Raw genomic sequence first — 12,021 nt, forward strand, 5'->3', positions numbered from 1 at the left:
GGACGGAACAGACAGGACCATGCCCGCCAACAGTCCCTTCCACGCCGACGGCCTCGGCAAGACCGCGGCCAACCATGCGCCGCTGACACCGCTGTCGTTGCTCGCCCGCACGGCGGAGGTCTACCCGCACCACCTTGCGGTGGTTTACGGGGCGCGGCGCTACACATGGGCGCAGACGGCGGAACGTTGCCGCCGTCTCGCTTCGGCACTGGCGGCGGCGGGGGTCGGATGTGGCGACACCGTCGCCGTGATGGGCGCCAACACCCCCGAGACCATCGAGGCGCATTTCGGCGTCCCAATGGCCGGGGCCGTGCTCAACACGCTGAACACCCGCCTCGATGCTCCCACGCTGGCCTTCATGCTGCGGCACGCCGAGGCCAAAGTGCTGATCGCCGACACGGAGTTTTCCGCGACCGTCCGCGACACGCTGGCCCTGCTCGACCGGCCACCGCTGGTGATCGACATCGATGATCGGCAAGGTCCACGCGGCGCACGGATGGGCGCGGTCGATTACGAAGGGTTCATCGCCCTCGACGACCCGAATTTTACCGGTGGGCAGCCGTTGGACGAGTGGCAGGCCATCGCTCTCAATTACACCTCGGGCACCACCGGGAATCCCAAGGGTGTCGTCTATCATCATCGCGGCGCCTATCTGGCCGCCCTGTCGAACATGATCGACTGGGGCATGCCACGGCATTCGGTGATGCTGTGGACCCTGCCGCTGTTCCACTGCAACGGCTGGTGCTTTCCCTGGACCATGGCCGCCAACGCCGGCACCAACATCTGCCTGCGCCGTGTCGATCCGGAGCGGATCCTGTCCCTCATCCGCGAGCACTGCGTCACCCATTATTGCGGTGCCCCGGTGGTGCACGCGATGCTGGCCAACGCGCCCGATGCCTGGAAATCCGGGATCGGCAACCCGGTCGAGGCGCTGATCGGCGGCGCCCCGCCACCGGTTCCGGTGATCGCGGCGATGGAACGGATGGGCTTCTCCATCACCCAGATCTACGGTCTGACCGAGGTCTACGGGCCGGCGGCGGTGTGCGCCCCGCAACCGGATTGGAAAGATCTGGACACGGCAACACTCGCCAGCCGGAAAGGAAGGCAGGGGGTGCGCTACACCGCGCAGGAGAACATGGCAGTGCTGGACCCGAGCACTATGGCGCCGGTTCCCCCCGACGGCGTCACCATCGGTGAGGTCATGTTCCGCGGCAACATGACGATGATGGGATATCTGAAGAATCCCGAGGCAACGGCGGAGGCCTTCGCCGGCGGCTGGTTCCATTCCGGCGATTTGGCCGTGGTCCAGCCGGACGGCTATGTCCAGATCAAGGACCGCTCCAAGGACGTCATCATTTCCGGCGGCGAGAACATCAATTCCGTCGAGGTCGAGGAGGCGCTCTACCACCATCCGGCGGTGCTTGCCGCGGCGGTCGTGGCGCGTCCGGATGCCAAATGGGGCGAGACCCCTTGTGCCTTCGTGGAACTGAGGCCGGAGACGTCGGCGACGGAAACCGAACTGATCGCGCATTGCCGAGCGCGGCTCGCCCATTTCAAGGCGCCGAAGACGGTGATCATCGGCGAATTGCCGAAGACTTCTACGGGGAAAATCCAGAAATTCGCACTACGCGAAGCCGCGAAACAGAGTGGCACACATGTTGAGGGAAGCAACCGATGAAGATCCTCGTCCCCGTTAAGCGAGTGGTTGACTACAACGTGAAGATCCGCGTGAAGGCGGATGGCAGCGGCGTCGAGACCGCCAACGTGAAGATGAGCATGAACCCCTTCGACGAGATCGCCGTCGAAGAGGCGGTGCGTCTGAAGGAGGCCGGCACGGCGACCGAGATCGTCGTGGTCTCCGTCGGCCCGACCCAGGCCCAGGAGACCCTGCGCACCGCTCTCGCCATGGGTGCCGACCGCGCCATCCTGGTGCAGACCGACGTGACGACCGAACCGCTGGCCGTCGCCAAGGTGCTGAAGGCCCTGGTCGAGAAGGAGGCCCCCGGCCTCGTCATCCTCGGCAAGCAGGCCATCGATGACGACTGCAACCAGACCGGCCAGATGCTGGCCGCCCTGCTGGGCTGGGGCCAGGGCACCTTCGCCTCGAAGGTGGTGCCCGGCGACGGCAAGGTCGCGGTGACGCGCGAGATCGACGGCGGCTTGGAGACGGTGGAGCTGAAGCTGCCGGCGGTGGTGACAGCCGACCTGCGCCTCAACGAGCCGCGCTACGCCTCGCTGCCCAACATCATGAAGGCGAAGAAGAAGCCGCTGGAGACCGTTGCTCCGGACGGGCTCGGCGTCGACGTGACGCCGCGGCTGACCACGGTGAAGGTGACGGAGCCGCCGAAGCGCCAGGCCGGCATCAAGGTGCCGGACGTCGCCACGCTGGTCGACAAGCTCAAGACCGAAGCGCGCGTGATCTGAGGGGGATGAACTAAGACCATGGCCAACATTCTCGTCATCGCCGACCACGACGGCGCCTCGCTGAAGCCCGCCACCCTGAACGCCGTCACCGCCGCTGCCAAAATCGGCGGCGACATCCACATCCTGGTCGCCGGCAAGGGCGCCGAGGCCGCCGCCGAGGCGGCATCCAAGGTCGCCGGCGTGTCGAAGGTGCTGCTGGCCGACGACGGCTCTTACGAGCACCAGCTGCCGGAAGACGTCGCCCCGCTGGTGGTGTCCGCCGTCAAGGGCGGCGGCTACGGCCATGTGCTGGCCGGCGCCACCTCGGCCGGCAAGAACCTCCTGCCGCGCGTCGCCGCCTTGCTGGACGTCGCCGCCATCTCCGACATCACCGCCGTGGTGTCGGCCGACACCTTCAAGCGGCCGATCTACGCCGGCAACGCCATCGCCATCGTGCAGTCGGCCGATCCGGTGAAGGTCGTCACCGTCCGCACCACCGCCTTCGAGACCGCAGCATCCGAAGGCGGTTCGGCAGCCGTCGAGCAGGTCGCGGGCGCCGGTGCGGCCGGCCTGTCGAGCTTCGTCTCGGCGGAGCTGACCAAGTCGGAGCGTCCGGAGCTGACCGCCGCCCGCATCGTCATCTCCGGCGGGCGCGGTATGCAGTCGGGCGACAACTTCCCGATGCTGGAGGCTCTGGCCGACAAGCTGGGTGCCGCCGTGGGTGCCAGCCGGGCCGCGGTCGATGCCGGATACGTGCCGAACGACTATCAGGTCGGCCAGACTGGCAAGATCGTCGCGCCCGACCTGTATGTCGCCGTCGGAATCTCGGGCGCCATCCAGCATCTGGCAGGCATGAAGGACAGCAAGGTGATCGTCGCCATCAACAAGGACGAGGAGGCGCCGATCTTCCAGGTCGCCGACTACGGCCTCGTCGCCGACCTGTTCACCGCGGTGCCGGAACTGACTGCCCATCTCTGAAGCAAAACCGATTGCTGCTCTCGACAAGTTCACTCCCGCGATGTGTTGGTCTGACGCGGCTAGGTACAAAGGAGTTTATGGACGTCCCGGTATTGCATTCAGGAGCATTAGAACCAGACGACCTCACACTAGGCCGTAGACTCATAATCCCTGGCACCATAGCCTGACGGCGACGAGCTTCACGGCCGCCAGGAAATTTTCGGGTCGTTTGTCGTATCGGGTGGCGATACCTCTGAACTGCTTGATCTTGTTGAAGAACCTTTCGACAAGGTTCCGCTGACGATAGACCCAGGACGAGAAGACGAAGCTGCCCTTGCGGTTGGTTTTGGGCGGAATGTTGGCCCAAGCCTTCCACTCGGCGGCTTTGGCGCGGATGGCATTGCTGTCATAGCCTTTGTCGGCCAACAGGATGGCCCCCTCGCCAAGATCCTCCGTCAGGGCGTCGGCTTCGATGCAGTCGGCAACCTGCCCGGCAGTCAGGCGCAGACGGACGGGGCGGCCTTCCGCATCGACGAGCGCGTGGATTTTGCTGGTGAGGCCCCCACGGGAACGTCCCATGCCGCCATCGTCTCCAGCCCCCTTTTTCCCGTGGCCGCGTGCTGGTGCACGCGAACACAGCTGCTGTCGATCATCACGATGTCGCCGTCGTAGGCTGCCGATACCGCTTCCAGAAGCCGATCCCAGACCCCGGCCTTCCGCCATCGCACGAAACGGTTGTAACAGGTCGTCGAAGGACCATACCGTTCCGGTATCTCCGCCCAGGGCGATCCGGTGCGGAACCGCCACAGAATACCATTCAGAACCCGGCGATCATCCACACGCCGCACACCGCGCGGCTTGTTCGGCAGTAGCGGCGACAGGATCGACCATTCCTGGTCCGTGAGTTCGTAGCGGCGGCTTGTCATCAAGGGCTCCTTCGGGAAACCCTTGAATCACGACACTACTCTCTAGGCCAAGACGATTTATGAGTTTACCGCCTAGTCCCAGCAAGATTGATACTTGTTAGATTTTTTTTGCGTCTCGTACAGAAAACCTGACGAATCATTTGTGGAACATCGCAGCAGAATGATACAATCCTTTCGGATTGCCTGCATCGTTCCAGAGCCCCGCATCGTGCTTACCGCTGATGAACTTCGACGCATTATTGACATGCAGATAGAAATCACCCGACAGGGCCTCGACCTGAGCGGCGTGATGGCCATAGTGGTCGAACACGCCCTGGCACTGACCGCCGCAGATGGCCTCGCCATCGAGTTGGTCGAAGGTGACGAGATGGTCTATCGCGCAGTCTCCGGCATTGCACATTCACAACTTGGCTTGCGCATTCCCCGCGAAGGCAGCATGTCCGGGCTGGCCGTCAGGACGGGCCAGCTACAGCATTGCCATGATTCGGAAACCGATCCGCATGTGTATCGCGAGGCATGTCGCCGCGTCGGGCTGCGCTCCATGGTAGTGTTGCCACTGACCTTCCGCCAAGTGACGGTGGGCATCATGAAGGCCATGTGGCGCTCGCCCCAGGCCTACACCGAGACCACGGTCGAGCTGCTGAAACTCGTAGTCGAAATGATTGCGTCCGCCATGTATTTTGCGACGCGCTACGACGCAGACAGCCTCTATCACCAAGCCACGCATGATAGCATGACAGGCTTGGCCAACCGGTCGTATTTCATGGACCGCCTGCGCAGCCTAGTGGACAGCAGCGTGCGCAATAGGTGTGCCTGTGCAGTGCTGGTGCTCGACATGGACGAACTGAAGCAGGTCAACGACCAGTATGGCCACCGCCAGGGCGACGCGATGATCGTCGAGTTCTCCCGCCGCTTGCGCGCCAGCGTGCGCCAGACCGATCTGGTAGCCCGCATCGGTGGCGACGAATTCGCGTTGCTGCTCTCTCCGCTGGCCTCCGACAGCAATCTCCAGGCCGCAATGCATCGGATCAACGGTAACATCGAGCGTCCCTGGCGTTTCGAGGGGGCTGACTTCGCCATGCGCGGAAGCCTGGGCGCGGCACACTGCCCAGACGAAGGCGTAGACCCGGCCGGCCTGTTGCATCTGGCCGACTTGCGCATGTACGAAGCCAAACGCGCGCGCAAGGTGGCGGAACCGAACCCATGAGCAAGCTCTGGAAGCTATCGGGATCAATCCGGGCAAGGCTGCTGCTGACGCTCATTTTCTCGGTCATCTCGCGCTGACTCTTCGGCTGGCCCTGGAACGGTGTCAGTGCCGGCTGGATACTGGCCCATCCGCATTCTTGATACTGCTGGCGAATTCAAGAAGTGGGGAGGTGCGCGCGAACTCAACGAGTTGGCCGAAGTGCGAGCGCTAGGTTGGCGCGATCGGAACGTCAGCCATCCAGTTGCCGATCCTGACCAAATTCATGGCAGCGGCGACGCCGATCACCCCTGAAACTGGGCCAGTGTTGCAGGCCGATGCACAGCGAGATTGTAGTAGTGCCGTGAGAAGCTGTTCGCAGGCGACACGTGCCGCCTACGAACAGCTTCTCAGTCTCCTCGCCACCGTAACCCGGACCATCTACGCAAAGTGCGCAAGAGCCACCAAACCGGGGCAAGATCATCACACCTTATCCGGCTTGGCGCTCGCGGTCCCAGACACGGTCGTTCGGCAACTCCCGCAATTTGTGGCGTTCGATCTCGCGCTTGGTGACGGAACGCGGGAAATCGTCGACGAAGGCAATGAAGCGCGGGATCTTGAAGGCCGCCATGCGGCCCTCGCACCACGCGGCGATGGTGGCGGGCGCCACGTCGCAGCCGGCCTCACGGATGACGAACGCCTTCACGTCCTCCTCCCCCTTCTCGGAAGGTGCGCCGACCACCACCACCTCGCGCACGCCGGGGCAATGGCTGAGCACGCTTTCCACCTCGTAGGCCGAGATGTTCTCGCCCCGGCGGCGCAGCCAGTGGGCCTGCCGGCCGGTGAAAAAGAGGAAGCCATCCTCGTCCAGGTATCCCAGATCGCCCGTGTGCATCCACTGGTTCGACAGGCACTCCAGCGTGCGTTCGGGCGCGTTGAAATAGCCCGACATGAAAATGTGCGGGTAGCGCGGGCGCAACGCAATCTGGCCGATGGAGCCGGGCGGCATGGGCTGGTCGCCGTCGTCCAGGATGGCGACCTCGGCCCAGCCATGGGTCCGGCCGTTGGCGCGCGGCTTGGGCGAGTCCATCCGGTTGTTGACGATCAGCACGCCGCCGGTCTCGGTCAGCGAATAGACATTGACGAAGCCGACGCCGAAGCGCTCGACGAAACGGTCGGCCACGGCGGGCGGGATCTGCCCGGTCACGCCCAGCGAAACCCGCACCCGGTGCTCACGATCGCCCGCCCCTTCGGGCTGTTCGACCAGCACGGTGATCATGGTGCCGATCAGATCGACGATGGTCGCCCCGGTCTCGCGCGCCCGCGCCCAGAAGTTGCTGCCGCTGAAGCGGCGGTCGATGACGGTCGGAATGTCGGCGACCATCGGCCCGACCACCCCCAGCATCAGCCCGCCGACGTGGAACAGCGTCAGGATCGAGTAATGCACGTCGTCCGGCTTGGTCTCGAAGGCCTCCACATAGCGCATCCCCGCCGCGATCCAGGCGAAATGCGGCAGCAGGGCCCCCTTGGGCAGGCCGGTGGTGCCGCCGGTGTAGATGATCACCGCCGGATCGCCGCCGGACACCTCGACCACCGGCGGCGTAGAGCCCGGTTCCAGCAGTTCGGTGAAGGCGGGACGGCGCCCGCCGCCCCCTATCTGCCCCTCTGCCGTCTGCCCCTCTGCCACTTGATAGACCCGCATCGGCGGCAGCCGGTCCTCGACCGCCGCGACCCGCTCCGCCAACTCCCCGTCCACCACCAGCACGGCGGGCGCGGCGTCGGTCAGGGTGTGGACGAGATCCTCGCCAACCAGACCGGCGTTCAGCGGCACCCAGATCGCCCCCAGCTTTCCGGCGGCGACCCAGGTCACAAGATGCTCGGGCGCGTTGCGCAGGAAGCAGGCGATCCGGTTGCCCCGGCGCACCCCCAGCCGGTGCAGGTTGGCGGCCACCAGGGAGGACTCGTCGTCCAGATCCCGGTAGCTCATCGCCCGCCCGGCGACGGTCAGCCGGGGAAGGTCCCCGTGCTGCGCCGCGCGGGCCGCGACCAGCGCCGGCAGAGTCTCCCACTCCACCGGAACGCCGTGAACGCTGCGCTTGGTCGTCATGGCGGCGGCCCTCCTCATTCCGGCAGGATGCGCCGCTTCTGCAGCTCCTGCAGGAGATCGACGAACATCTCCTCGGTGTCGACGCACTCGTGGAAGCCCAGCTTGCGCGCCTTGATCGTGCTCATGTGGTGCGGGTTGGGCCGCTGGCCGTAGCCGAACAGGAAGTCGGCAAACTGCCAGGACGGCACCACCTCGCCATACTTGTAGGGCTTCAACTGGTGCTTGGCGACGACGCGGTCCCAGATCGGTTCGTTCTGCGGCATGATGCGGGCCAGCGAGAAGGGCTGCGCCGGTTCCAGCTCCATGCGGAACAGCTCGGCCACCTTGGGGAAGACGTTCTCCCAGACATAGACGTCGCCGTTGGCGATGTTGAAGACTTGGTTGGCGCATTGCGGGCTGGTTCCGGCCCATTCGGCGGCCTTGGCGATCAGCCGCGCGTCGGTCGCCTCGCCGATGCGCGACGCACCGCCGGGGAAGCGCAGCGGCAGGCCGTATTCGCGCGACACGGCGGCGAAGACGCCGATGGCGGTGATGATGTTCAGCGGGCTGCCGATGGCGAGGCCGCAGACGATCTGCGGGCGCAGCACGCTCCAGCTCCAGTCCTTGCCCTGCTGGCGCTCGGCAATCCAGTCCTGCTGGTCGTAGTAGAAGTTCGGCCGCATGTAGCGTTTGTCGCTCTCGCGCGCCGGCTGGCGGAAGGGCCCGAGATGGCCGCCATAGGCCTTGGTGCCCTGCAACAGCGTGACGTGGCGCAGGTTGGGCGACACCGCCTCGACGTTCTCCACCACGTTCTTCAGCATGGCGAGGTTGGTCTCGACATGGTCCCATTCCGACCAGCCGCGCGTCACGTCGGGCTTCTCGTAGACGGCGGTGTAGCAGATGTTGGTGACGCCCTTGATCTCGCGCAGCTTGCGGCAGTCGTCAGGGTTGCGCAGGTCGATGGCCGCCCATTCGGCCGTGGTTTCGAAATCGGGGGTGCGGCGCGACACGCCGCAGACGTCCCAATCGGGCGACGCCTCGAAATGTTCCAGCATCGGGCGGCCGACGGTGCCGAGAGCGCCGACGATCAGCATCTTCTGACGGGCCATGAAGTCGATCCTTGTGTGGGAAGTTTCTTAGAAAAGCGTCATCAGGTATTGGCGGTCGCCCAGCGGTTCGGGCGCGCCTTCGTAAATCTTGCGGCCGGTGCGCAGCACGGTGACGCTCTGCGCGATCGGCAGGGCGTGGACGACGTTCTGCTCGACCATCAGCACGGCCATGCGCAGCGCCCGGTTCACCTCGGCGATGGCCTCCATGACGCGCTGGACGAGGTTGGGGGCGAGGCCGATGGAGGGCTCGTCGAGGATCATCACGTCGGGCCGGTGCATCAGTGCCATCCCCATGGCGAGCATCTGCTGCTGCCCGCCCGACATGGTGCCGGCGATCTGGCCGGCGCGCTCGCGCAGGATCGGGAAGAGATCCATCACCGCGTCGCGGTTGGTCCGCGTGGCGGCCGGGTCGTCGGCGGTGTAGGCGCCGAGTTCCAGGTTCTCGCGCACCGTCAGGCTGCGGAAGATGCCGTGCCCCTGCGGGACCAGCGCGATCCCCGCCTTGACGTTGTCGGCGCAGCGCCGCTTGGTGATGTCCTCGCCCCGGTAGCGGATGCTGCCGGAGGACGGCCGGATCAGCCCGAAGACCGAACGCACCAGCGTCGTCTTGCCGGCCCCATTGTGGCCCAGCAGCACGCGGATCTCCCCGGCCCGCACCGTCAGGTCCATGTCATGGACCACGGCCCGCTTGCCGTACCCGGCACTCAAGCCCCGCACCTCAAGCAGAGGTTCGGCAATCGGCATCGCATGAATCTCGGTCATCCAAAATACCTCTCGGCCAGTTCGCGGTCGCGCATCAGCGTCTCCGGCGGTCCTTTGGTCAGCACGCGGCCCTCGTCAATGAAGACGATCTCGTCGCAGACGCCGCGGATGACCTCCAGATTGTGTTCGATGATGCAGATGGCCTTGTTGGCCCGCGCCAGATCGCGCAGCACACCGCAGATGCGCTCCACCGTGCCGGTGTCGAGGCCCGACAGCGGTTCGTCGAGCAGCAGCACGTCGGCCCCAGTCGCCAGAAGTCGGGCGATGACCAGCAGCTTCTCCTCGGCGTAGGACAGGTTGGCGGCGACCTCGTCGGCCTTGGCGAGCAGCCCGACGAAGGAGGCGATCTCCAACGCTCGGGCGAGGTTCTCCCGCTCGGCCCAGCGGACGCGGCCGGGCCGCAGATAGACGTCGAACAGGCGGTCGCCCGGCTGTTTAGGCAGCGAGACCAGGATGTTCTCGGCGACGCTGAGCTTGGTGAACAGCTTGAGATCCTGGAAGGAGCGCGCCAGCCCGGCGGCGACGACCTCGTGCGGCTTCAGCACGGTCAGGTCGCGGCCCCGGTAGAGGATGGTGCCGCTCGTCGGCCGCAGGAAGCCGGAGAGCAGGTTGAAGGCGGTCGTCTTGCCGGCACCGTTGGGGCCGATCAGCCCGACGATCTGGCCGCGCCGCAGATCGATGGTCAGATCCTTGACCGCCTTGATTCCGCCAAAGTTCTTGGCCAGCGCCTTGGCGGAGACTACCACCTCGCCCGGCGTGCCCTCGGCGCGGACCAGCGTCGACGCGGGACCGTTGGCGGGAACCGTCGGCAGAACCGCGCCGGTCGGCGGACGGAATACCGTCTCGGGGAATAGCCCCTCGGGACGCAGCCGCAGGATGACGATCAGGACCACGCCGTAGATCACCTGCCGCACCATGTCGGCGATGTCGCCAGGCACATGCACGAACTTCAGCCCCTCGGGCAGCAGCACCAGGATCGCGGCACCGGCCAGCGAGCCCCACAGATTGCCCATGCCGCCGAGGATCACCATAGCGAGGATGAGGATGGTCTCCTCGATGGTGAAGGATTCCGGGTTGACGAAGGCGATGTAGTGGGCGACCAACGATCCCGCGACCGACGCCAGCCCGGCCGACAGGGCGAAGACCACCAGCTTCATGCGGACGAGGTTCTTGCCGACCGCCAGGGCCGCCGCCTCGTTCTCGCGCATGGCGCGCAGCGAGCGGCCGAAAGGCGAGGCGCCAAGCCTCCAGGCCACCGCGCAGCACAGCGCCGCCATCACCGCCGCCAACGGCAGGAAGGCCACCGGATTGTTCAGAGCGGTGCCGAACAGCGACACCGGGGGAATGCCGCCGATGCCGTCCGGTCCGCCGGTGACCGGCTTGCTGTTCATCAGCACGTCGATGGTGATGGCCTGCAGCGCCAGCGTAATGACGACCAGATAATGGCTGCCCACCCGCATGGCAGGGAAGGCGACCAGCAGGCCGATGGCGGCGGTGACGACGATCCCGGCAAGCATGGTGAAGGGAAAGCCGATGCCGAGCTTCGTTGCCAGAATGCCGGCGGCGTAGGCTCCGCTGGCGTAGAAGGTGGCATGCGCCAGGGCGAAGATGCCGCCAAAGCCGATCAGCAGGTTGAAGGAGGTCGCCAGGATGCCGTAGAGGCAGACCATGACGAGGACGTGGGCAAGGTATTCCATGGTTTCCGGGCCTCCTCACGCCCGCCGGACGATGCCGGACGGCCGGGCCAGCAGGAACCCGAACAGCACGACGAAGACGATGGTGTTCTGCCACTCGGTCGGGATCTGCCACATGCCCAGACTCTGCACGAAAGCCAGCAGGAAACCGGCGACGACCGCGCCGCGCAGCGAGCCGACCCCGCCGACGATCACCGCGACGAAGGCGACGAAGACGGCGCCGAAGCCCATGTTGGGGTTGAGCCCGTCGCGCAGCAGCACCAGCGCCCCGGCGACCGCCGACACCGCCGAGCCCAGCGCGAAGACCAGGATGGACAGCCGCGTGGTGTCGATGCCGATGACGGTCGCCATCTCGCGGTTGTCGGCCATGGCGCGGATGGCCTTGCCATAGCGGCTGGTGCGCAGGAACAGCGCAATGCCGCCGCCGACCAGCAGCGCCGCCAGCACCTGGCCTACCTGCACCGTGGTGAAGAAGGCGTTGCCGACGAAATGGACGTCGTAGGCGACGTCGACCGTCTTGACGTCGGTGCCGAAGACGATGCCGATCAGGTTCTTGATGACGATGAACAGGCCGAGCGAGGCGACCAGCACGACGAAGGGGGGGCTGCCGCCGATCTCGAACGGGCGGTAGATGAAAAGATAGCTCGCAACCCCCAGCGCCGCCGTGGCGGCGACGCCGAGCCCCACCGCCACCCAGAAGGGTAGCCCGGCCAGCGCCACCAGCGCCCAGACGACGTAGGCGCCGACCGCGTAGACCGGCCCGTAGGCGAAATGCACGACCCCGGTGGTGCCGAAGATCAACGCGAAGCCCATAGCCAGCAGGGCGAAATGCGCGCCGTTGAACAGGCCGTTCAGGGTCAGTTGAATGAGCAGATCCATGGGATGGGCTCCTGGGCGAAGA

10 protein-coding genes are annotated in these 12,021 nt (G+C 65.7%); 4 read left to right on the top strand and 6 right to left on the bottom strand.

The window, feature by feature from the left end:
* Positions 1-19 precede the first annotated feature (19 nt).
* Genes J2Y49_RS30635 through J2Y49_RS30645 form a run of 3 tightly spaced genes read left to right on the top strand, consistent with a single transcriptional unit; the run spans position 20 to position 3,381 of the window.
* Positions 20-1,678 carry an acyl-CoA synthetase gene (locus tag J2Y49_RS30635; RefSeq protein ID WP_310119438.1) on the top strand — a complete coding sequence of 553 codons (1,659 nt, stop codon included), beginning with the start codon at positions 20-22 and terminating at the stop codon, positions 1,676-1,678.
* Positions 1,675-2,424 (top strand): electron transfer flavoprotein subunit beta/FixA family protein, encoded by a 750-nt coding sequence (locus tag J2Y49_RS30640; RefSeq protein WP_098735538.1) that lies wholly within the window; start codon positions 1,675-1,677, stop codon positions 2,422-2,424. The genes J2Y49_RS30635 and J2Y49_RS30640 overlap by 4 nt, the downstream gene beginning before the upstream one ends.
* A gap of 18 nt (positions 2,425-2,442) precedes the next feature.
* Entirely contained in the window at positions 2,443-3,381 is a 939-nt protein-coding gene (locus tag J2Y49_RS30645) for an electron transfer flavoprotein subunit alpha/FixB family protein (protein WP_109152132.1), read from the top strand.
* A gap of 141 nt (positions 3,382-3,522) precedes the next feature.
* Here J2Y49_RS30645 and J2Y49_RS30650 read toward each other — a convergent pair.
* Positions 3,523-4,286 (bottom strand): IS5 family transposase gene (locus tag J2Y49_RS30650; protein ID WP_098736672.1). Its coding sequence is split into 2 segments (ribosomal slippage): positions 3,523-3,956 and positions 3,956-4,286, totalling 765 coding nucleotides; the frame shifts between segments, so codons are not numbered across the junction.
* A gap of 208 nt (positions 4,287-4,494) precedes the next feature.
* Here J2Y49_RS30650 and J2Y49_RS30655 point away from each other — a divergent pair.
* On the top strand, positions 4,495-5,493 hold the full coding sequence (locus J2Y49_RS30655) for a sensor domain-containing diguanylate cyclase (RefSeq protein WP_161958029.1): 999 nt from the start codon (positions 4,495-4,497) through the stop codon (positions 5,491-5,493).
* A gap of 466 nt (positions 5,494-5,959) precedes the next feature.
* On the opposite strand, the gene J2Y49_RS30660 is transcribed toward J2Y49_RS30655, so the two are convergent.
* From J2Y49_RS30660 to J2Y49_RS30680, 5 genes are read right to left on the bottom strand one after another with little or no spacing between them, the layout of a single operon-like run.
* Positions 5,960-7,576, bottom strand: a complete 1,617-nt coding sequence (locus J2Y49_RS30660; RefSeq protein ID WP_244592444.1) for a class I adenylate-forming enzyme family protein — start codon at positions 7,574-7,576, stop codon at positions 5,960-5,962.
* A 14-nt stretch (positions 7,577-7,590) separates the two neighbouring features.
* Positions 7,591-8,664 carry an SDR family oxidoreductase gene (locus J2Y49_RS30665; protein ID WP_098736675.1) on the bottom strand — a complete coding sequence of 358 codons (1,074 nt, stop codon included), beginning with the start codon at positions 8,662-8,664 and terminating at the stop codon, positions 7,591-7,593.
* A 27-nt stretch (positions 8,665-8,691) separates the two neighbouring features.
* A complete protein-coding gene (locus J2Y49_RS30670; protein ID WP_098736676.1) occupies positions 8,692-9,426 on the bottom strand; it encodes an ABC transporter ATP-binding protein in 735 nt (244 codons plus the stop codon).
* Positions 9,423-11,123 (bottom strand): ABC transporter permease subunit, encoded by a 1,701-nt coding sequence (locus tag J2Y49_RS30675; protein ID WP_098736677.1) that lies wholly within the window; start codon positions 11,121-11,123, stop codon positions 9,423-9,425. Before J2Y49_RS30675 ends, J2Y49_RS30670 begins: the two co-directional genes overlap by 4 nt.
* A 15-nt stretch (positions 11,124-11,138) precedes the next feature.
* On the bottom strand, positions 11,139-11,999 hold the full coding sequence (locus J2Y49_RS30680) for a branched-chain amino acid ABC transporter permease (RefSeq protein WP_098736678.1): 861 nt from the start codon (positions 11,997-11,999) through the stop codon (positions 11,139-11,141).
* Positions 12,000-12,021 lie beyond the last annotated feature (22 nt).

This window comes from Azospirillum sp. BE72 (assembly GCF_031455875.1).
Classification (GTDB): Bacteria; Pseudomonadota; Alphaproteobacteria; order Azospirillales; family Azospirillaceae; genus Azospirillum.